This window comes from Mycobacterium sp. (genome assembly GCF_049683355.1).
Classification (GTDB): Bacteria; Actinomycetota; Actinomycetes; order Mycobacteriales; family Mycobacteriaceae; genus Mycobacterium.
Genome location: NZ_JBAUJB010000409.1, coordinates 1 through 19,845, shown reverse-complemented (window position 1 = coordinate 19,845; position 19,845 = coordinate 1). Strand labels below are relative to the sequence as shown.

19 protein-coding genes, 1 tRNA gene and 3 pseudogenes are annotated in these 19,845 nt (G+C 67.0%); 9 read left to right on the top strand and 14 right to left on the bottom strand.

Going from position 1 to position 19,845, the window contains the following annotated elements:
• The first annotated feature begins 371 nt into the window (after positions 1-371).
• Positions 372-1,790 carry a site-specific integrase gene (locus WA944_RS23475; RefSeq protein WP_526608957.1) on the top strand — a complete coding sequence of 473 codons (1,419 nt, stop codon included), beginning with the start codon at positions 372-374 and terminating at the stop codon, positions 1,788-1,790.
• 39 nt (positions 1,791-1,829) lie between these two features.
• On the opposite strand, the gene WA944_RS23470 is transcribed toward WA944_RS23475, so the two are convergent.
• Positions 1,830-1,905, bottom strand: a tRNA-Arg gene (locus WA944_RS23470).
• 154 nt (positions 1,906-2,059) lie between these two features.
• Between WA944_RS23470 and WA944_RS23465 the strand changes: the two genes are divergently transcribed.
• Genes WA944_RS23465 through WA944_RS23455 form a run of 3 tightly spaced genes read left to right on the top strand, consistent with a single transcriptional unit; the run spans position 2,060 to position 3,551 of the window.
• On the top strand, positions 2,060-2,713 hold the full coding sequence (locus WA944_RS23465) for a hypothetical protein (RefSeq protein WP_526608958.1): 654 nt from the start codon (positions 2,060-2,062) through the stop codon (positions 2,711-2,713).
• A complete protein-coding gene (locus WA944_RS23460; RefSeq protein ID WP_526372497.1) occupies positions 2,710-3,291 on the top strand; it encodes a cytochrome c oxidase subunit 3 in 582 nt (193 codons plus the stop codon). Before WA944_RS23465 ends, WA944_RS23460 begins: the two co-directional genes overlap by 4 nt.
• Positions 3,291-3,551 (top strand): cytochrome C oxidase subunit IV family protein, encoded by a 261-nt coding sequence (locus WA944_RS23455; protein ID WP_526372498.1) that lies wholly within the window; start codon positions 3,291-3,293, stop codon positions 3,549-3,551. The genes WA944_RS23460 and WA944_RS23455 overlap by 1 nt, the downstream gene beginning before the upstream one ends.
• A gap of 8 nt (positions 3,552-3,559) precedes the next feature.
• Here the strand turns inward: WA944_RS23455 and WA944_RS23450 are convergent.
• Positions 3,560-4,389: pseudogene (locus tag WA944_RS23450) on the bottom strand (TIGR03621 family F420-dependent LLM class oxidoreductase).
• A gap of 120 nt (positions 4,390-4,509) precedes the next feature.
• Here WA944_RS23450 and WA944_RS23445 point away from each other — a divergent pair.
• Positions 4,510-5,607, top strand: coding sequence for a carboxylate-amine ligase (locus tag WA944_RS23445; protein ID WP_526372499.1), 1,098 nt, complete (start codon positions 4,510-4,512; stop codon positions 5,605-5,607).
• Here the strand turns inward: WA944_RS23445 and WA944_RS23440 are convergent.
• From WA944_RS23440 to WA944_RS23400, 9 genes and pseudogenes are all read right to left on the bottom strand, one after another.
• Positions 5,604-6,353, bottom strand: coding sequence for an anti-sigma factor (locus WA944_RS23440; RefSeq protein ID WP_526372500.1), 750 nt, complete (start codon positions 6,351-6,353; stop codon positions 5,604-5,606). The two genes, WA944_RS23445 and WA944_RS23440, sit on opposite strands and share 4 nt — an antisense overlap.
• On the bottom strand, positions 6,350-6,928 hold the full coding sequence (locus WA944_RS23435; protein ID WP_526372514.1) for an RNA polymerase sigma factor: 579 nt from the start codon (positions 6,926-6,928) through the stop codon (positions 6,350-6,352). Before WA944_RS23435 ends, WA944_RS23440 begins: the two co-directional genes overlap by 4 nt.
• A gap of 103 nt (positions 6,929-7,031) precedes the next feature.
• Entirely contained in the window at positions 7,032-7,808 is a 777-nt protein-coding gene (locus tag WA944_RS23430; protein ID WP_526372501.1) for a DUF1365 domain-containing protein, read from the bottom strand.
• An 81-nt stretch (positions 7,809-7,889) separates the two neighbouring features.
• On the bottom strand, positions 7,890-8,957 hold the full coding sequence (locus WA944_RS23425) for a poly-gamma-glutamate hydrolase family protein (RefSeq protein ID WP_526372502.1): 1,068 nt from the start codon (positions 8,955-8,957) through the stop codon (positions 7,890-7,892).
• A complete protein-coding gene (locus WA944_RS23420; protein ID WP_526372503.1) occupies positions 8,958-10,184 on the bottom strand; it encodes an Nramp family divalent metal transporter in 1,227 nt (408 codons plus the stop codon).
• Between the two features lie 129 nt (positions 10,185-10,313).
• Entirely contained in the window at positions 10,314-10,535 is a 222-nt protein-coding gene (locus WA944_RS23415) for a hypothetical protein (RefSeq protein WP_526372504.1), read from the bottom strand.
• Positions 10,536-10,571: 36 nt separating this feature from the next.
• Positions 10,572-10,823, bottom strand: coding sequence for a hypothetical protein (locus tag WA944_RS23410; protein ID WP_526372505.1), 252 nt, complete (start codon positions 10,821-10,823; stop codon positions 10,572-10,574).
• Positions 10,820-11,916 (bottom strand): annotated as a pseudogene (locus tag WA944_RS23405) (NAD(P)H-dependent amine dehydrogenase family protein). Before WA944_RS23405 ends, WA944_RS23410 begins: the two are co-directional and overlap by 4 nt.
• Positions 11,917-11,926: 10 nt before the next feature.
• Entirely contained in the window at positions 11,927-12,718 is a 792-nt protein-coding gene (locus WA944_RS23400; protein ID WP_526372506.1) for an SDR family oxidoreductase, read from the bottom strand.
• Positions 12,719-12,858: 140 nt separating this feature from the next.
• On the opposite strand from WA944_RS23400, the pseudogene WA944_RS23395 reads away from it, so the two are divergent.
• A pseudogene (locus tag WA944_RS23395) lies at positions 12,859-13,590 on the top strand (type IV toxin-antitoxin system AbiEi family antitoxin).
• 52 nt (positions 13,591-13,642) lie between these two features.
• Here the strand turns inward: WA944_RS23395 and ku are convergent.
• Together ku and WA944_RS23385 are read right to left on the bottom strand one after the other, a co-directional pair.
• Positions 13,643-14,566: a non-homologous end joining protein Ku gene (gene ku, locus WA944_RS23390; protein ID WP_526372507.1), complete on the bottom strand. Its 924-nt coding sequence runs from the start codon at positions 14,564-14,566 to the stop codon at positions 13,643-13,645.
• Positions 14,566-15,498 carry a carbohydrate kinase family protein gene (locus WA944_RS23385; RefSeq protein WP_526372508.1) on the bottom strand — a complete coding sequence of 311 codons (933 nt, stop codon included), beginning with the start codon at positions 15,496-15,498 and terminating at the stop codon, positions 14,566-14,568. Before WA944_RS23385 ends, ku begins: the two co-directional genes overlap by 1 nt.
• 53 nt (positions 15,499-15,551) lie before the next feature.
• Here WA944_RS23385 and WA944_RS23380 point away from each other — a divergent pair, with 53 nt between their 5' ends.
• Complete coding sequence (locus WA944_RS23380; RefSeq protein ID WP_526372509.1) at positions 15,552-17,825, top strand: ATP-dependent DNA ligase; 2,274 nt, start codon at positions 15,552-15,554, stop codon at positions 17,823-17,825.
• Positions 17,826-17,881: 56 nt separating this feature from the next.
• Here the strand turns inward: WA944_RS23380 and WA944_RS23375 are convergent, their stop codons facing one another.
• Positions 17,882-18,793 carry an alpha/beta fold hydrolase gene (locus tag WA944_RS23375; protein ID WP_526372510.1) on the bottom strand — a complete coding sequence of 304 codons (912 nt, stop codon included), beginning with the start codon at positions 18,791-18,793 and terminating at the stop codon, positions 17,882-17,884.
• 68 nt (positions 18,794-18,861) lie between these two features.
• Here WA944_RS23375 and WA944_RS23370 point away from each other — a divergent pair, with 68 nt between their 5' ends.
• Positions 18,862-19,236 carry an MmyB family transcriptional regulator gene (locus WA944_RS23370; protein WP_526372511.1) on the top strand — a complete coding sequence of 125 codons (375 nt, stop codon included), beginning with the start codon at positions 18,862-18,864 and terminating at the stop codon, positions 19,234-19,236.
• 188 nt (positions 19,237-19,424) lie between these two features.
• Positions 19,425-19,845: DUF222 domain-containing protein (locus WA944_RS23365; protein ID WP_526647405.1), on the top strand; the 421-nt coding region annotated here is incomplete at its 3' end.

The following is a 19,845-nucleotide window of genomic DNA, read 5'->3' as shown; positions in this document are numbered from 1 at the left end:
GCCATCCGCGTCTCCGCCCGCGGCTACCGCAACCGAGAGCACTTCAAGACCGCAATCTACTTCCACCTCGGCGGATTACAGCTCTACCCGGTCACACCATGACCCACGGACTTCCCGGAAGAGCCTGAAAAAGGGACGATTCGCGGGTCAGCCCAAGCCGCGTACAGGTGTCAGTCGTTCCGATCTCTTCGACATGAGCGAAGCGGTGCTGGTTTACGTTGCCGCCAAGTACGCCTCATGGGATGACGTCGACCTCTCTGACGAAATTGAGCAGTACGGCGGCCGGTCGTGAGCGCCAATAGCTCTGTGCTGGAGTGCAAATGATCGAAGCTCGCGAGGGCCCCAATGGGGCACGCGTGTACCGGGCTCGGGTGTACTACCGCGGCCGCTACGTTGCCTCGCGCACATTCCCGCGAAAGCGCGATGCACAGGAGTGGGAGCGCAAACAGGTAGACGCGCTGAAGACGGGCGTCTGGGCGGACCCGAAGGCCGGTGAGAAGCCGGTTCGCGAGTGGTGCGATGCCTGGTTGGCTGCACAACCCGCTAAGCAGCCCGCCACCGAGCGGAAGATCCGCGGTGTCATCAGCAAGCAGATCGCGCACTCCTTCGGCCGCCGCCCTCTGGTGTCCGTGCGCCCTTCAGAGGTCCAGGAGTGGGCTGCAGAGATTTCGCGCAAGCAGTCACCGGCCACAGCGCGGCACGCACTCGGAGTGCTCCGCCGAGTGTTCGACTATGCGCTCAGGGATGGGGCGGTACACCGCAACCCCGCCACAGGCATCCGCTTGCCCAAAGTGCAGGGGAATGATCCCCGTCCCCTCACTCACGAACAACTTTGGGCTTTGTCTGACCATCTGCGTTCCCCGCGCGATCGTCTACTCGTCTTGGTGGCCGGATACTGCGGCCTGAGGTGGGGTGAACTTGCGGCTCTGCGCTGGTCCGACGTCGATCCCACTGCGAAGAGGCTTCGCGTGGCCCGTTCCTACTCCGAGGAGGCACCTCGGGGCGAGATGGCCCCGGTCAAAGATCACCAGGCGCGTTCAGTGCCGGTGCCCGGGACCGTGATGGAGGAACTTGCCGGGTATGGTTCAGGACGTCGACCACAAGAGCTCGTATTTCCGTCGGCCAGCTCGACCCCGCTTCGCAACCGAAATTTCCGCCGAGACGTCTTCGACGACGCCGTGGCTGCACTCAACCTCGACATCACTCCCCATAATCTGCGTGACACGGCCGCGTCGCTCGCGATCCAAGCCGGTGCCTCTGTCGTCGCCGTCGCACGTCTGCTAGGCCATGAGTCCGCCGCGACGACGTTGAATCATTACGCCGGCCTTTTCCCATCAGACCTAGACGACGTTGCGCGTCGGCTCGATGACGCCGCTCGGCGGGTGCACGCGGGCGCAGCTGCGCCGGAGGAGGATGAACCAGTGGCCCACAAGCGTCGCTGGATCCCGGCCGCCGAAGTCGCGGAAATGTTGAACAGCACACCCGTCGATGAAGAATCATTCGCGGCCGACATTTACGGCGCCGACACACCGCAGGGTGAAGCTCCTCCCGCCGACGATGCAGATCCCGCCGCGGAGTCCACCTTGGAGTCCGGTCCGGAGGCCCGACTGGCGCGGATCAAGAGGATTGCCCGCGAAGTATCTGACAGGTCCACCGAACTAAATGACCGGTTGAAGAGGCGAATTACGGACCCACCCGAACTTGGTTTGGACGCTGACCACCACGACGAGCTATCCGATACCAACGAACCACCGACCACACACCGACCAGAGAGGGGCGACAAGCAGTAGGGCAACCGCCCGGAAACAGCGCTGACCTGCAAACTTACTTGGTGCCCCCGGCAGGATTCGAACCTGCGACACCGGCTTTAGGAGAGCCGTGCTCTATCCCCTGAGCTACGGGGGCTGACACCGCTGGCAGCTTACCCGGGTGGCGACGCGGACCCGCAACGGCGGCGGAGCCGAGTTATGGCAAAAGTGTCAAAACTTCCGGGACGGCCGGTAGCGTGCCCCCCGTGGAGCTGACACTGCAACGCATCGGCGCCTGGTCGGGCACCGTCATGATCATTCTCTACGGCACCAGCTTCTCCGGTATCGCCCAGCTCTTCCCACCACTGTCCCCGGCGGCTCCGGCCGACGAGATCGCCGCGTTCTTCGTCGACCAGAAACTCTGGATCCGATTCGGTGTCTCCGGTGCGCTGCTCAGCGCGGCGCTCGCCCTGCCGTTCCTGGCGACCATCGTGCTACGGATCCGCCGGGCCGAGGGCGGCTGGGGCATGCTGTCGATGACCCAGCTGATGGCCGCGACCGTATTCGTCCCGGCACTGCTGTTCCCACAGTTCTTCCTCGGCGTGGCCGCCTACCGTCCCGAAGAGCGGTCGGCCGAGCTCACCCAGGCCCTCAACGACGTCTTCTGGCTGTGGTTCATCGGCATCGTCGGCACCATCATCGTGCAGAACATCACCTTGGCGATCGCGACGTTCGTCGACAAGGCCGACCCGCCGACCTTCCCGCGGTGGTACGGCTACCTCAACCTGTGGGTGGCCACGCTGTCGCTGCCGGGCTGTGTGGTGGTGGTGTTCAACGACGGACCGCTGGCCTGGAACGGCGTGTTCGCCTTCTACATCCCGGGTCTGGTCCTGGTGGTGTGGCTGTTCTCCACAACCTCGGTGATGCTGAAGTCGATCAAGGCCGAGCAGGCCCAACTGGCGTGAGCGGCACCGTGACGCCGCCGGGCACCCGGCGGATCCCCGGGGAAAGCGGCACCTGGGTCTTCCTGTTCGGCGACATGGCCGTCTTCGGCGCCTTCTTCGTCACCTTCCTCGTGGAGCGCGCCAAGGCACCCGAGGTGTTCGACGCCGCGCGCGGCACCCTGCACCTCGGTGTCGGGGTGCTCAACACCCTGGTCCTGCTCACCAGCTCGCTGTTGGTGGTGCTGGCGCTGAACGCGCTGCGGGCCGGCGCCGGATCGATCGCCACCCGCGCGGCGGCCGGGGCGATCGCGTTCGGCCTGGTCTTCATCGCCCTCAAGGTGTTCGAGTACATCTCGTTGGCCACCGCAGGGCACGGCCCCGGGGCCAACGATTTCTACCTGTACTACTTCATCCTCACCGGGCTGCACCTGTTCCATGTCTGCCTCGGTCTGGCCACCCTGGCCTTTGTGCTCACGCAGACCCGCCGGGCCGAGCTCAGTGCGACCCGCACCGCGCTGGTCGAGGGCGCCGCCTGCTTCTGGCATCTGGTCGATCTGCTGTGGATCTTCCTGTTCGCACTGCTGTACCTGGTGAGCTGATGACCGTCCTCGAACTGCTGAAGAACCGCGCCGGCGCCAGCTGGCTGTTCCTCGTCGCCGCCACGATCCTGTCGTGGCTCGTCGGCGCCGAGCACGGGACCGGGTCGTTGGTGGCCGTGGTCGTGCTGGCCATCGCGGCGATCAAGGTGGGACTGGACTTCATGGAGCTGCGCCACGCCCCGATCCCACTGCGGGCCGCGTTCGAGTTCTACTGCGTGGGAATGTGGGCGCTGCTGTCGGGTCTGTACCTCTTCCTCTGACCCGGCCGCTACTTCAGCAGCGCGATCACCTTCGCGAACGCTTCGGCGTGGCGTGCCTGCACGATGATGTAGCTGATGCCGTAGGTGTCGCGATAACCGCGAATGCGGTCGGCGATGTCCTGTGTCGACCCCGAGAGCACACCGGGGTGGCGCAGCAGCTCGTCGTCGGACAGCCCGGGCAGGGAGTACCGGGTGATCGTCAGATCGGGCCGTCCGGAGTCGTCGACCGGCATCGCGGTGATGGCCACGTTCAGCTCCAGGTCGTCGAAGCGCTCGGCAGCGGCCGCACGCACGAACGCGATCCGGTCGGGCAGCGGATCCTCGTCGCCACCGGGAGCCCGGTCTCCGCCGGTGAGCCCGATGATGTCGGCGCAGCGCGCGGCGATACGGAGCACCCGGTCGCCGTTTCCGGCGATCATGATCGGCACGTCGGGCAGGTGCTCGGCCAGGTGGGCGGTGGTGTCCTTGAGATGGTCGACGCGCTCGCCCGCACTGGGGAACGGGATCCCCGCGGCGTCGAACTCTTCCTTGACGTAGCCGGTACCGAGCCCGAGCCCGAGCTCGAACCGGCCGTCGCTGAGCGCGTGCAGCGCGGCCGCGTCGCGGGCCAGCAGTGCGGGCCGGTAGAACGCGGAGTTGATGACGAACGTGCCCACCCGCAACGTCGAGGTCGCCATCGCGACCGCCGTCATGACCGGGAACGGCGCAACACCTCCGAGGTGGTCGGGGACATGCATGATGTCGAATCCCAGGCCCTCCGCCCGGCGCGCGGTCTCCTCGAGCGTCGTCCGTGAGCGCCCCGTGTGATGCCCGCTCCGAACCGGAAATGCTTGACCACAAAAACGATGTTAGGCGGCAGGTTTGAGGCCGGCGGGTGGCGGGCATATGAGCGAGTGACTTCCTCACCCAGATCCGGCCCGTCGTCGAACCATCCGACGGGCCGGATCAGTTTTTCGCCATGACGAACCCACCCACGCTCGGCGTCGAGGAGGAGTTCCTTCTCGTCGACCCCACCTCGGGTGCGCCCGTCGCACGCAACAAGTCGGTGGCCGACCGAGCCGCCGAGCACGGCGTCGACCTGCAGCTCGAGCTGACGAGCTGCCAGGTCGAGACCGCGACCGGCGTCGTCACCGAGATCGACGATCTGCGCGAGCAACTGGTCAAGCTGCGGCGCACCGCGGCCAACGCCGCCGAACGGACCCGGGCGCAGCTGCTCGCGGTCGGGTTACCGCCGACATTGCCCCGGGAGTTTCCGGTGACCGACACCCCGCGCTACCGCGACATCGGGGAGATGTTCGGCATGATCGCTCACGAACAGGGCATCTGCGGCGCCCACGTGCACGTCGCAGTGCCCGATCGCGACGCCGCCATCGCTGTCAGCAACCGGCTGCGGCCGTGGTTGCCGCAGCTGCTGGCGCTGACTGCGAACTCGGCGATCTACCGCAATGCCGACACCGGTCATGCCAGCTGGCGAAGCGTGCTGTGGGCGCGCTGGCCCAGCGCCGGCCCGCCACCGCAGTTCGGCTCCGCCGAGGAGTACGACGCTGCGGTGCAGCTGCTGTGCGATACCGGCGTGATGCGCGACGCCGGAATGGTCTATTGGGACGTCCGGCCGTCGGCGAACTTCCCGACGGTGGAGGTGCGGGTCGCCGACGTCCCCGCCACGGTGGCCGAGACGGTGCTGTTCGCCGCGCTGGTCCGCGGTTGCGTGACGACGGCGCTCGACGACGCCCGGCGCGGGGAACACACCCTGTCGTTGGCGCCGTTCCTGCTGAAGGCCGCGTACTGGAAGGCCGCCCGCGACGGGCTCGACGGCGACGGTGTCGATCTGCAGAACCGGGTCACCGCGCCCGCGCTCGAGCTTCTCGTGGGTCTTGTCGACACGGTCCGCCCGGCGCTGGAGGACGCAGGAGACTACGAGTTCGTGACAACCGGGCTGGCACGGATCGCCGAGGTGGGCAATGGTGCGATGCGCCAGCGCCGGGCCTGGGAGCGCAGGCACGACATGGGCGACGTGCTGGCCGCAGCCGCGGCGGCGACGCTGGAAACGCCCTAGACGAGCGGTAGTTCCGCGAACACCGGACCCGTCGGCTGGGTGGAACCTCCGGGTGGTTCGACGGTGAACGCCAGCGCCCGCGACGAACCCAGGTCGGGGAGCACCGCGGTGGTCGAGGGCGCCACCGCTTCGGCGTCCATCGTCCCGGCCGAGTGCGGCCCGTCCGCGTCGACCAGCCACATCTGGTAAACGGTGCCGGGCTGCGGCGGCGGCACATTGTTCATCACCAGCACGCCAGAGTCCCACTCCCGGGAGAACACCACCGTGGCCACGCCTCCGCCGGGGATCTCGCCGGAGATGGTGCGGACATCGGGAGCGGCGAACACCTGGTCGGCGGTCGACGGTGCGGGTGCGGGGCGCATCGCGAGCCCGACACCGAGCGCACCGAGGCCGACCACGATGGTCGCCGCCGCGGCAAGGACCGGCTTGGCCCAGCGGCTGGTCTGCCGCTCGGCGGGTCTGATCTGCCGAACGCGGTCGTCGGAGATCTGTTCGAGCAACTGGTCGCGAAGATGAGTGGGAGGCTCGACAGCGGTGGCGGCGGCGATCGCCGCCATCGTTTCCCGCGCGGCCCGCACCTCGGAGACGAATGCCTCCGCGACGTCGGGAGGTGCCTCCCCGAGGCACCTGTCGATCTCGGCGGTCTCGGCGTCGGTCAGGGCGTGCAACGCGTACGGCGTCGCCATTGACAACAGGTCCATGTCGGGCGGACCGGTGGGCCCTGAAGGACCAGGGGGATAGGTCATGCCGCGACCCCCAGACATCTGCGCAGGCCGCGGATGGCGTCACGCATCCGCGACTTGATGGTCGCCAGGTTCGCTGACAGCCGCTCCGACACCTGGGCGTAGGTCAACCCGTCGTAGTACGCGAGCTGGATGCATTCGCGCTGGTGGTCGGTCAGCGCTCCCAGGCACTCGGTCACCTGGCGATGTTCGTCGCCGCGGATGACGATCTCGGCGACGTGGTCTGAGACCGGTTCCACGTTGGCGGCGCCGTAGCGGGATTCCCGTGTGCTGGCCGCCTGTTCGGAACGCACCCGGTCGACCGCCCGGCGGTGGGCCAGGGTCATCAGCCAGGCCATCGGAGATCCGGCCGACGGGTCGTAGTTCTCCGCGGTTCGCCACACCTGCAGGTAGACGTCCTGGGTGGTTTCCTCGCTGTAGCCGGGGTCCCGCAAAACCCGGGTGACCAGGCCGAACACTCGTGAGCGGGTCAGATCGTAGAAAGCCGCGAACGCGTCGACGTCCCGCCGAGCCACCTGGCGCAGAAGTGCGTCGAGTTCGGCGGTCACGCCCGGTAGCCTAGCTACCAGCGCATTCATAGTCACGTTAATCGGTACTTCGGCGGTGTCGCTGTGAAAAACGAAGTCCGCAAACGGTATTCACCGGATGCCCGCCGACGGTTGATTTGCCCGCGGTAATTCCTCATAGTTGGTCCACCTTTTCCCGCTCCACACTCGGTTGCGGAATCACCGGGACCCGTCGCAGCCACAGCAGTACTGCCTGCACGCGCATGCTCAGCGCGTTCATCAGCGGGGCCATCGGCGCGACGACCTGCATGGCCAGGATCTGGGCGACGCCGGCCGGCTTTCTGGTGCCGCGCAGCGTCGCGACGAACGCGGGGTGGTCGTCCCGGTGAAGCGAGATCCGGACGTTGAGCTGGTCGTCCGGCTGTGGTGCCCGAACCAGGTAGTGACCGTCCACGCCGGTGAACGGCGAGGTGTAGAGCTTTTTGCACACCATCGCCGGCCGGTCGTCCGACGGTGGCAGCAGGTAGGCATGGCGTCCGCCCGAGGTGTTCTGCACCTCGGCGATGACGTAGCGCAGCACCCCTCGCGCGTCGTGGCACCAGTACAGACTCAGCGGATTGAACACGTAGCCGAGCACCCGAGGCTGCATCAGCGCGGTCACCTTGCCGCCGCCGAGGTCAATGTCCTTGTCGGCGAGGAACGCGTCTACGCGGTCGCGGAGCGTGTCGTCCGCAGTGCCCCACAAGTGGTCGCGGGCATCGAAGGTGGCGAACGGACTCAGCCAGCGCGGCAGCCGCGGCAAATTGTCGAGGTCGACGAACCAGCTGTAGCTGCGGTGCTCGAAGTAATGGTGCACCGGTGCCCGACGCAGGTGAGTGATACGGGTGCGGTACAGCGCGGGGCGCACCGCGCCGGCGGCGATGACCGGGATCGACTGCTTTCCTGCGTACATGGGTTCCACATACGCCTATTCGGAGCGGCGTCACCGACGGATGGGTGTGGCGCCGGCCGATCAGGTGCGGCGTAGCTAATGTCACCAATCGAGACTCCAGGACCGCGCACCCTGCGCCAGGCCCTGCACGAGCGCCGAAGTGGCAGGGGGCAGACCGTCGTCGCCGGGCATGGCGCTGCGGGGGCTGATGCCGCGCACCCGCGCGGGCAATTCCAGCTGGGCGCCACCGTTGCGGACCCGGTTGACCGGGTTGTCGGGGTGCAGGCCACGGAGTTCGCGCGGAATCGCGTCGAGGTCGGTGATGACCTGGTAGCCCGGGACGTCGACGTGGTCGGCGAGGTGCCCGGCCAGTTCCCGGTGACGCCCGCCTGCCAGCAGTTGGGTGCTGCGGCCCATCCGGCCGTAGCCGTGCAGCGATACCGCCACGTCGACGTGGTCGAGAAACTCGGCGAGCCGCGACGACTCGTCGCGGCGGTACAGCGCAGACGGAAGGTGGTACGGATAGTGATCGGGATGCCGGACCACGTACAGCGATGCGCCTGCGGCGTCGGCGGCGCGTTCGGCGATGACGTCGGTCATCTGTTCCAGGCCGCCGCCATGGATGGCCAGGAATCCGAACCTGGACCGCAACGTGCTGTCTTCGGCGACCGCAGGATCGGCGAGCAATTCTGAAAGCGTCTGTGGCGCAGCGGCATCGGAGTGGTCTTTGCGCTGCGGCCAGCGGGCCGGGTCCCAGCGTTCCAGAAAGGCGATCCACCGGTGCGGCAGACCGTGGTGGCGGGCACCGTCGAGGATGCGCTCCAGATACCCGGGCCGCGGTGGCCCCGGCTCGACGCGGTGGTCGATGTAGACCCAGGCCGGTGACGGGCCGTTCCCGGTGGCGACGGTGAGCTGGTCGCGGCGGTAGCGCAGCGGCACCCCTTCGGCACTGTCCAGGGTGGCCAGGTCGCGGTCGGACACCTGCCAGATGACCCCGTGGACCTCGCTGCCGGTGAATGGTTCGACGGTGGCCACACCACGCTCATTGATCAGCCAGTCGTGGTCGGCGAGTGTCGCGGTCTGCGGGTCGGTCGCATCCGGGCATCGTTGCGCCATCTGCCGCACGCACAGGTTGGACCCGTACGCGAAGTAGATGTGTCGGTCTGCCATTCAGCCCGTCAGTGTCAGATAGATCAGGACCACATTGAGAAGACTAATGACTCCCGCAACCGTCCATCCGAGGACAGTGGTGACGCGATGGTTGATGTCTCCGCCCATCAGGGATGCGTTCGCGGTCAGCCGAACCAGCGGAATGAGGGCAAAGGGTATCCCGAAGGACAGCACGACCTGGGACAACACCAACGCCCGGCTCGGGTCGACGCCGACGGCCAGGATCACCAGGGCCGGCAGCAGCGTGACGAGTCGGCGCGTCACCAGTGGCACCGACCGGCGCAGCAACCCCTGCATGATCATCGCGCCGGCGTAGGCGCCCACCGACGAGGACGCGAGCCCGGAGGCCAGCAGGCCGATCGCGAACAACAGCGCCACGGTGTATCCCAGCGCATCCTGCACTGCCTGATGCGCGCCTTCGATGGAGTCGGTGTTCTCGATGCCCTGCAGGTTGGTGGCGGCGACCAGCAGCATCGACAGGTTCACCGCGCCGGCGAGCAGCATCGCGATGCCGACATCCCACCGCGTCGCGCGCAGCAGTCGCCGCCTGGCCGGGCCGGGCGGAGCATGGCCGTGACGGTCGCGGGCCAGGCCGGAATGCAGGTACACCGCGTGGGGCATCACGGTGGCGCCGAGCATGGCTGCCGCCAGCAGAATGCTCTCGGCGCCGTCGAACCGCGGTATCAACCCGGCCGCGGCCTCGTCGACCGGTGGTGGCGCGGCCACCAAGCTGGTCAGGAAGCCGATCGCGATGATCAGCAGCAGACCGGTGATGACCCGTTCGAAAGTCTGCTGGCCGCGGCGGTCCTTCACCACGAGCAGCAGCAGCGACACCGCCCCGGTGATGACGCCGCCGACCAGCAAGGGCAGGTCGAACAACAGGTACAGCGCGATCGCGCCGCCCACCACCTCGGCGAGATCCGTTGCCATCGCCACCAACTCGGCCTGGGCCCAGTACGCCAGCCGGCTCGGCCGGCCCATCCGCGCCCCGACGGCCTCCGGCAGGGACAGCCCGGTCACCAGCCCCAGCTTCGCCGAAAGGTACTGGACGAGCACTGCCATCAGGTTGGCGACGACGATCACCCAGACCAGCAGGAAGCCGAACTGCGCACCGGCGCTGACGTTGGCCGCGACGTTGCCGGGGTCGACGTAGGCGATCGCCGCGACGAACGCTGGTCCGAGCAACAGCCAGCCGGGCCGCGTCTGTGGACGGACGTCTCGCGTCACCACACCCCTCTTCTATCCGGACGAGCGAACAGAAAAGTTAGGGTAGACGAAACCTTGGGGACGAGGCAATGCGGCCCACGCGTCGCGCGGGCGGGGTCAGTCTCTGATGCCGCTCAGTCCCCGATGCCCTCAGTCCCCGATACCGAAGCCGCCGACGAGCGGCCAGAACCCGATACCCTGCCAGCCGCCATAGTTCCACGGGGGCGGGGTGGTGGTCAGTTGGGTGCTGCCGTTGGTCTCACAGAACGTCACCGTCGACCCGACGTCAGTGCATTGCGGTGCCGCGACGGCGGTTGGCGCCGCTCCGATGGCAAGGGCCGCTCCGGCGATCGCCAGCGCAAGAATTCTCATGACCGGCTACTCGCTCCAGGTGTCCGTCCGTCCTCGTCAGAGGATGAACATCCCCATGCCCCACGGGAACATCGACTGGCTCACGTTAGGCGCGAGAACGCTTGGCCGCGAATCGATCTGCGCGTTGCCCGGGGACTGGCACACGGTGGTCGAGCCGCCCTGATAACCGCCGCCCTGTCCGGTCTCGGTGCAGCTCGGCTGGGCCATTGCGGCAGGTGCGGCAGCGATCGCCACGGACGCACCGCCTGCGACCAGGAAAGCGGCGAGGGTGCTGAGGCGAGCCTTCATGTCTTCAGATCCTTCCAGCGTGGGTTACCGCTCAGCGTACAGCCTCTGCCAGTGATGGGAGGCAAGTCGAGCGCCGTCACGATTCCCGCCGGGGCACTCAACACCGCAGGAATGGCGTTGACGACGCGCGCCGCCGTCGCCACCAGTGTGGTCGCCGTTCGGGCTGCTCAGGCACAGGTCGAGAGCGTAGGAGGGTTCGCCGGTGATCTCGATCCGGTAGCTGCCGCCGTGCGCGGCGGGCTGCGGCCACTCGGGGCACAGGTCGTCGCGCAGCCGGGTCACGTGCTCGAGGACGACGGCGACGGCACCGTCCTTCATGCCGCGCACCTCGAACCGCATCGCGGCGGTGGTGCCTTTTTTGATGTGGCCGGAGGCGATGTCGAAGTCCTCCGGCGCGGGCACCCGAACATGGGTCTCGGTCACCTCGTCGAGCTCGATGCCCAGGCCGGCGGCCAACTGTCGTACCACCGAACCCCACGCCAGGCTCAGCACACCGGGCTGCAGCAGCATCGGGGTGTTGTCGAGGCTGCCGCCGAACCCCATGACGTCGAACATCACCGTCGCGCTGTCTTAGCTTAGGTGTCGTAGTTGATGATCTCCATGCAGCGGATCTGCTGCACGCTCTGGCACGTGCCGGCCAATGCCAGTGGCAGCAGGTCGTTGGCGAAGCCGGGATCGATGCCGTTCACGAAGATGCTTGCGTTTCCGGCCTTCGCGGCGTCCTCGATCGGCTTGACCATCTCGTCGGGCAGCACCTGCCACGGGTACTGCAGGAAGACCGCAGCGCTGCCGACGACGTTGACGCCCGCTTCCAGGATGCGCCGGTAGTCCTCGAGAGCTTCGGTCAGCCTGTTGTCTGCCATCGCGGTGTACACCGCGACGGCGGGTTCGGTCGCCAGCACGACATCGAGGTCCGTGGTCGCCAGGATGCCGGTGGAATCCTGCAGTCCCGCAAGCTCGGCAGCGTCCTTGCCGGCCTTCGCCTCGGAGGAGACCCAGACCGCGGTCAGCTCGAATCGCGGGTCGGTGATTAGTGGGTCAGCGCGTGCCTGCCGACGTTTCCGGTGCCGATGGCGGCCACTTTGATGGTCATGTCCGGGTCCTCACAGATCGGGGATGGGCAGCTCGAGGTTCGGGAAGGTGAGGCCGCCGTCGACCTCGAGCGTCTTGCCGGTCAGGTAGCTGCCCGCCGGTGAAGCCAGGTAGACCGCAGCGGCGGCGATGTCGAGCGGGTCGCCGAGCCGGCGCATCGGGGTGGCCTGCTCCATCGGGGTGCGCAGCTCGTCGTTGCTGGCCACGACGTCGAGAGCGGACGTAAGGATCGATCCGGGGGCGATGGCGTTGACCCTGATGCGTGGGGCGAGGTCGAGCGCCGACAGTCGCGTGTAGTGCGACAGCGCAGCTTTCGCGGTGCCGTAGGCAGCAAAACCGCGCCCGGCGACCCGAGCCATCGTCGAGGTGATGTTGATGATGCTGCCGCCACCGGAGTGCTCCAACATCAGCGGCACCGCGGCGGTGGTCAGCGCGTGGGCGGTCGCCACATTGAACGTGAAGGCGTCGCGAAGATCCTTCGTCGAGGTGGTCAGAAGTGCGTTGGGCATGGTGCCGCCGACGTTGTTGACGACGATGTCTAGTTTCCCGAACGCCTCGATCGCCTGGGCCGCGAGAGCTGCCGTGTCGTCTGGGCGGGCGAGGTCGGCGACGACGATATGCGCGCGGCGGCCCGCGTTGCCGATCTGCTCGGCGACCTCTTCGAGCTGGGCTTGAGTGCGGGCTGCGATCAGTACGTCTGCGCCGGCCTCGGCGAACGCCAACGCCATGGCGGCGCCGAGGCCCCGGCCGGCGCCGGTCACCACGGCCACCTGATCGTCGAGTCTGAACCTGTCGAGAATCACGCGCGCCACCGTAACAAGAACCTGTTCTAGTTTGTTGCGGTTTCGGCGTGATGGCAATGACGGACGGTTATCCACAACCGAGATGCAGAAGTGGGTTACTCATTGCTGTTCTGTCGGTTGCCCGCCCGAGTATCGGCGGCATGCGGTATCCGTTCCTGGGCGCCGAGGCCGTCGCCGACGGCAGGCTGACTCGCGGCCAGTTGCGCTGGAACTACCGGGCGGTGCAGCCCGGGGTCTACGTCCCCAAGGGGTCGGCGGCCAGCGTGCTCGTCAATGCACAGGCGGCCTGGTTGTGGTCCGGCCGACGCGGCATCATCGCGGGTAGGGCGGCGGCTGCGCTACTCGGGGCGAAGTGGGTCGACGTCGACACACCCGTTGAGCTGATCGCCGAACACACCAGCCCCGACAGGGTGTGATCGTGTGTGAAGAGCGGATCAGCCCCGACGAATATGCGCTCGTCGGCGATGTGCCGGTGACCACCCCGGCCCGCACCGCGCTCGATCTGGCCCGCCATCTTCCGCGCGACCTCGCCGTCGCCCACCTCGACTCGCTGGCGGGGGCCACCGCCGTCACCGCCGCCGAGGCGCTCGAGATCCCGACCGATATCGAGGAGCCCGTGGTGTCCGACGCGCGCGGTCGGCGCTGGCGCTGATGGATGCGGGTGCGCAGTCGCCGCGGGAGACCCGGCTGCGGCTCATGCTCATCGACGACGGTCTCCCCGTTCCGGCGACGCAGGTCCGGGTCCGGAGTTCATCGAACGCCAGGGCTGGATCGATATCAAGATGGTGGCCGAACACAGCCGGGCCTTCATCCTGCACCGCGTGCGCTCAGCGCTGGCTCGGCGAGACTGGACGATGCCGAGATCTGCATGAAGGTCGCCGGTTGCCGGGACCCGCTGCCATCGCGCAGAAGTCGGCAGAGGTGTCAGCCCTTCTTGGCTGCGGTCTTCTTGGCGGGCGACTTCTTGGCCGCGGTCTTCTTCGCCGGTGCCTTCTTGGAAGCCTTTTTGGCGGGGGCCTTTTTGGCGGGCTTGTCGTCGGTGCCCGAGCCCGAGCTGTTCTTGCGCGCCTTCACGCTGGCCTCGAGCTTGGCGAGCAGATCGGAGACGTCTTCGGTCTCGTCGAGCTCCTGGGGCTCCTCCTCGGTGGTGAACGCCTCGCCGCCCTCGAGCTTCGCCTGAACCAACTCGCGCAGGTGCTCCTGATAGTCGTCGTGATAGCGGTCGGGGTTGAAGTCGTCGGTCATCGAGTCGACCACCTGGCTGGCCATCTTCAGCTCGGCCGGCTTGACCTCGACTTCCTTGTCCAGCACCGGGAAGTCGGGATCGCGGATCTCGTCCGGCCACAACAGCGTGTGGATCATCATCACGTCGCGCTTGCTGAAGTCCTTGACCCGCAACGCCGCGAGCCGGGTCTTGTTGCGCAGCGCGAAGTTCACGATGGCCACCCGGTCGGTCTCCATCAGCGTCTTCGCAAGCAGCACATACGACTTCGACGACTTGCCGTCGGGCTCCAGGAAGTAACTGCGGTCATACATCATCGGATCGAGGTCGCCCGCCGGCACGAACTCGAGCACCTCGATCTCGCGGCTGCGTTCCTCGGGGAGGGTCGCGATGTCGTCGTCGGTGATGATGACGGTCTGGCCGTCGTCCGAGTCATAGGCCTTGGCGATGTCGCGGTACTCGACGACCTCACCGCACACTTCACAGACCCGCTTGTACCGGATGCGGCCGTTGTCCTTGGCGTGCACCTGGTGGAACTTGATGTCATGGTCCTCGGTGGCGGTATAGACCTTGACCGGTACGTTGACCAGGCCGAAGGCGATCGAGCCCTTCCAGATGGAACGCATCAGCCCAGTATGTCCGATGAACCTGCCGCATCCAGTGCGGCGCGGTCGGGCAGTTCGGCACCGGCGCGGGACACGGTCAGCGCAGCGGCCGTGGACGCCGCGCGAACGGCGCTCGTCAGCTCGTCCAACCCGATGGCCGCAAGCCGGGAACGGCGCTCGGCGCCGAGCAGATTCTGCGACCACAGCGCATCGATCAGCCCGGTCATGAACGCATCGCCTGCTCCCACGGCGTCCACCACGTCCACATCGAACGCAGGTACCCGCGCGGTGCCTGCCGCACACATCGCGACCGCCCCGCCGCCGCCGGACGTCACGACGACGATCGACGGTCCCAATGCGAGCCACCCGGAGGCGACCTCCTCCGGCGGCCGGACCGGATCGATCCAGCGCAGGTCCTCGTCGCTGGCCTTGACCACGTCCGAACGTTCGATGAGGCGGTCGATGCGGGCCTTTGCCGAGTCGGCGTCGTCGATCAGTGCCGGCCGGACATTCGGATCGAACGTGCACGTCGCCGACAGGTGGTAGGTGTCCACCAGCGCGGCGGTCGCCAGGCAGCCGGGTTCCAGCACCGCGGCGATCGAGCCGGTGTGAACGACCACTGGGGGCGCCACCTCGGGCGTCCCCGTCAGCTGCCAGTCGATGTCGAAGGTGTACGTCGCCGACCCTTCCCGGTCGACGGTGGCCTGCGCGGTCGGTGTGCGTGCGGCGGTGTTGCTTCCCGGAACAATTTGTGCACCAGAGGATTCCACGTACTCGGCGATCCGCCGTCCACGCTCGTCGGTGCCGATGTGGGTGAGAAAATCGACCTCGCGACCCAACCTTGCCAACCCGACCGCGACATTGAGCGGGCTGCCGCCGACATGCTCGGTGGCCGCCCGGCCCTCCCGCGCGACCACGTCGATCAGCGCTTCACCGATGACCAGTGCCCTCACCGACTCGACGCTACCGGCACTGCGCCGGGGTCTGAGCCTTATACCGTGGATCCATGCAGGAAGGGGCGGACCGCTGTGGCCGGGTGAAGCTGACCAACCCGGACAAGGTGCTGTACCCGGCGACCGGCACCACCAAAGGCCAGGTGTTCGACTACTACGTCGGCGTGGCCGAGGCGATGCTGCCCCACATCGCGGGTCGGGCGGTGACGCGCAAGCGTTGGCCCAACGGGGTGGAACAGGGGTCGTTCTTCGAGAAGCAACTGGCTTCCTCGGCCCCTGACTGGCTGGACCGCGCCACCATTTCGCACAGGTCGGGCACCACCACCTATCCGGTCATCGACACCGCCGAAGGTCTGGCCTGGATCGCTCAGCAGGCCGCGTTGGAGGTGCACGTACCGCAGTGGCGGTTTGTCGACCAGACCGTCGGGCCGGCGACGCGGATCGTGTTCGACCTCGACCCCGGCGAGGGTGTCACGATGCGCCAACTCTGCGAGGTGGCCCACGAGGTGCGTGACCTGATCACCGACATCGGCCTGCGGACCTTCCCGCTGACCAGTGGAAGCAAAGGCCTGCATCTCTATGTGCCGCTGCAGGACCCGATCAGCTCGCGGGGGGCGTCGCTGCTCGCGAAGAGGGTGGCCCAGCAGCTCGAGCAGACGATGCCCAAGAAGGTCACCGCGACGATGACCAAGAGCCTTCGTGCGGGCAAGGTGTTTGTGGACTGGAGCCAGAACAACGGCAACAAGACCACGATCGCGCCGTATTCGCTTCGTGGACGCGAACATCCGACGGTCGCCGCACCACGGAGCTGGGACGAGATCTCCGATCCCGACCTGCGCCATCTGACCTTCGACGAGGTGCTCGGCCGGTTGGACCGCGACGGCGATCTGCTCGCCGACCTCGATCCGTGGTCGCCGGCCTCCGATCGTCTGACCACCTACCGCGGGATGCGGGACAGCGCCAAGACCCCGGAGCCTGTTCCCGCGACGGCGCCGACGGTCGGCAACAACGACAAGTTCGTCATCCAGGAACACCACGCCAGGCGGCTGCATTACGACTTCCGGTTGGAACGCGATGGCGTGCTGGTCAGTTGGGCCGTGCCGAAGAACCTGCCCGACAGGCCTTCGGTCAACCACCTCGCCGTGCACACCGAGGACCACCCGATGGAGTACCTGACCTTCGCCGGCGAGATCCCCAAGGGCGAGTACGGGGGTGGTCAGGTCCATGTCTGGGATACCGGCACCTACGAGACCGAGAAGTTCAACGACCACGCACCGGACGGCCCCGACAAGGGCGGCGAGGTGATCGTGACGCTGCACGGGGAGAAGATCGACGGCCGCTACGCGTTGATCCAGACCGACGGCAAGAACTGGCTGGCCCACCGGATGAAGGAGCAGAAGCGGCCGACGGCAGCCGATCTTGGACCCATGCTGGCCACCGAGGGTTCGGTGCAGCGGCTCAAGTCGGCCCAGTGGGCCTTCGAGGGCAAATGGGACGGCTACCGGTTGCTGGTCGATGCCGACCGGGGCCGGCTCACGCTGCGCTCCCGGCGAGGCCGCGACGTCACCGCCGAGTACCCGCAACTGCAGGCGCTGGCAGCCGACCTCGCCGATCACCATGTGATCCTCGACGGTGAAGCGGTGGCGCTCGACGAGTCCGGGGTGCCCAACTTCGGTGAGATGCAGAACCGGGCGCGCTCCACCCGGGTGGAGTTCTGGGCCTTCGACATTCTTCATCTCGACGGGCGATCGCTGATGCGGGCCAAGTACTCCGACCGCAGGCGGTTGCTCGAGGCTCTCGCCGACGGCGGTGGTCTGATCGTTCCCGACGCGCTGGACGGTGACGGACCCGAAGCCCTCGAGTTCGCCCGGAAGAAGCGGTGGGAGGGCGTCATCGCCAAGAAGCGTGACTCCACCTACCAACCGGGCCGACGGTCGTCGTCGTGGATCAAGGACAAGATCTGGAACACCCAGGAGGTGGTGATCGGCGGTTGGCGCGAGGGGACCGGCGGCCGCAGCAGCGGGCTGGGGGCGTTGATGCTGGGCATCCCCGGCGAGGACGGGTTGCAGTTCGTCGGGAGGGTGGGCACCGGCTTCAGTGACAAGGAACTCGCTGCTCTGAAGAAGACGCTGGCCCCGCTACACACCGACGAATCACCTTTTGCTGCAAGGCTTACCGGTCCGGACGCGAGGGGTGTGACCTTCGTCCGGCCGGAGTTGGTGGGGGAGGTCCGCTACAGCGAGCGCACCTCCGACGGCCGACTGCGCCAGCCGAGCTGGCGCGGTCTGCGTTCGGACAAGACGCCCGACGAGGTGGTGTGGGAGTAGCTTCACCGCGACGCGCCTCGCTTACGTTGGTTGAGTCGAGGATGCGGTGACTTGAGTCAACTCGAGGGCGAGCGGTGTTCGGTCACGAAAGAACGTATACAGCTGTTGACCGCGTCGGGGAGCTCAACTGGCAGCGCATGAGAGGCGTTCGGCCACAGGTGATATTGCCAGTGAGGAACAACCGAGCTCATCCGAGCAATGCCCTTCACCGAATCGTGAACAGTGATGCCCGCCAGAAGCACTTGCACCGGGAGATCGATTGAGCGCAGCACACGATCGCTGATCAAACGTGACGGCGGAGTTCGCACTGGTGGTGCGAACTCCGCAAATCCGGCCCCGAACAACCCCGCAAGCGCATGGTGACCGGTTATCCAGGCCGCAGCGCGTCGAGCGCGCGCGGAGCGGGGGTGCCCTTGGAGCACAAGACTCACCCAGAACCTGGCAGACAGGCGTGCCACCGCGCCGGCCGGATCAACCAGTGTCACTGTCGCCAAGCGATGAGGTGCCCGTGCCGCCGTGTGTGTGGCAAGCCAACCGCCGTAGGAATGCCCAACCAGATGGACGCCATGCAGCTCTAGGCCCTCCAAGACCGCGTCGATGCAACGCGCGGCGTCTGCCGGGGTGGACATCGCTTTCGACTGAACGCTTGCCCCAGGCTGGCCCAGCGCATCCATCACATAGACGGTGAAATTGCCGGCCAAGTCCGAGACCTGCTCCCACCACATCGCCGACGTCAGGAAAAAGCCGTGTACGAGGAAGACGGAGACACCGCGATCCGGCCCGTGCTGATACACCCGCACGGTGCCGAACTCGGTAGACACATCGTGCACGACATCGGCTTGTGGACTCAATGCACGCAGATCTTCATACTGGGTCAAATAGCGGCGGCGTGCGTCCGCGCTCTTGAACCCACCGTTTGCCGAACTCAAAGGAATCCTTCGCTGCTGCGAGAAACCGACACAGGTCACGCTAGGAGTGGAGTATCTGGCGCGGTCAACCACTGCTCACATCTTTGCAGTTTCGTGATCTGGGTCGGATGCGCTGCTCCGCTCGTGCCTCGCATACTTCACCTGCGCCGATCGCCCTCGCGGTGCTCAGCGGCGCTCAACATCGTCTACCAGTGCTTCACGGCTGGGCCGCTTCACGACGTCCTCGGCGCGGACGGGATCGACCAGCTCGCAAGCGAGGCAACTGTGCAACTCCGGTCGGCGCTGAGTCGGTACCCGGCGATGGGTACCTGCAGGCCCTGCTCGTCGAGCTCTCCGCAACCAGCCCGGCATTCCGCGCCCAGTGGGAGCGAGGTGAGGTCGGTGCGCGGCGGTCAGCAGTCAAACGACTACGCCATCCGACCCGTGGCTGGCTGAGTTTCGACAGTGAGGTGTTGCACGATCCCGAGCGCGACCACTGGTGATGCTCTACACCCCACGAGAGGCGCCCGTGATCGGCGGCGCCGGACGGGTGCCGCACCGTCCGGCGGCCGTCTTCACCGGTTGAAGCGATCACCCGGGCGACTTGATTCTTTACTCTAACCCCCAGTGTCACTTCAGCTTCAGAAGTCACAGCCGTCCCGGATGCCGTCCGGAACTTGTCGGTGGTCGAATGTATGTTCGAGGTATGTCGGGTACGGGGACGGTATTGCAGGAGGCGGTGACCGCGTTGCGGGCCGCTTTTGATGCGGTGGCCGCCTGCGATCTCGACGTGTTGACCCGGTCTGAGCTGGTCGATTCGCTCGATGAGTTGGAGACGTTGTGGTGTCAGTTGCCGGGGTTGCGGGATCGGCTGTTGGCCCGGTTGCAGGTCGAGGCGACCCCGCAGCAGCTGGGCGCCAAGTCCTGGAAGGACGTGCTGGCGACCCGGTGGCGGATCTCCCACGGTGAAGCCAGCCGCCGCCTCGGCGAGGCGGCGGTGTTGGCGCCGCGGCGCACGGTGACCGGAGAGTCCCTGCCCGCAGCACTGCCCGCGACCGCCGCTGCCCGAGCCCTGGGACTGATCAACGCCGAGCATGTCGCGGTGATCCGTA

What these genes read in the sequence shown, in the direction of transcription:
- ku (WP_526372507.1), bottom strand. Translation starts at nt 14,566, where the DNA reads ATGCGTTCCATCTGGAAGGGCTCGATCGCCTTCGGCCTGGTCAACGTA.
- WA944_RS23465 (WP_526608958.1), top strand. Translation starts at nt 2,060, where the DNA reads ATGATCATTCTCTACGGCACCAGCTTCTCCGGTATCGCCCAGCTCTTC.
- WA944_RS23455 (WP_526372498.1), top strand. Translation starts at nt 3,291, where the DNA reads ATGACCGTCCTCGAACTGCTGAAGAACCGCGCCGGCGCCAGCTGGCTG.
- WA944_RS23440 (WP_526372500.1), bottom strand. Translation starts at nt 6,353, where the DNA reads ATGACCTATCCCCCTGGTCCTTCAGGGCCCACCGGTCCGCCCGACATG.
- WA944_RS23435 (WP_526372514.1), bottom strand. Translation starts at nt 6,928, where the DNA reads ATGAATGCGCTGGTAGCTAGGCTACCGGGCGTGACCGCCGAACTCGAC.
- WA944_RS23410 (WP_526372505.1), bottom strand. Translation starts at nt 10,823, where the DNA reads ATGAAGGCTCGCCTCAGCACCCTCGCCGCTTTCCTGGTCGCAGGCGGT.
- WA944_RS23415 (WP_526372504.1), bottom strand. Translation starts at nt 10,535, where the DNA reads ATGAGAATTCTTGCGCTGGCGATCGCCGGAGCGGCCCTTGCCATCGGA.
- WA944_RS23380 (WP_526372509.1), top strand. Translation starts at nt 15,552, where the DNA reads ATGCAGGAAGGGGCGGACCGCTGTGGCCGGGTGAAGCTGACCAACCCG.
- WA944_RS23425 (WP_526372502.1), bottom strand. Translation starts at nt 8,957, where the DNA reads ATGGCAGACCGACACATCTACTTCGCGTACGGGTCCAACCTGTGCGTG.
- WA944_RS23430 (WP_526372501.1), bottom strand. Translation starts at nt 7,808, where the DNA reads ATGTACGCAGGAAAGCAGTCGATCCCGGTCATCGCCGCCGGCGCGGTG.
- WA944_RS23445 (WP_526372499.1), top strand. Translation starts at nt 4,510, where the DNA reads ATGACGAACCCACCCACGCTCGGCGTCGAGGAGGAGTTCCTTCTCGTC.
- WA944_RS23370 (WP_526372511.1), top strand. Translation starts at nt 18,862, where the DNA reads ATGCGCTGCTCCGCTCGTGCCTCGCATACTTCACCTGCGCCGATCGCC.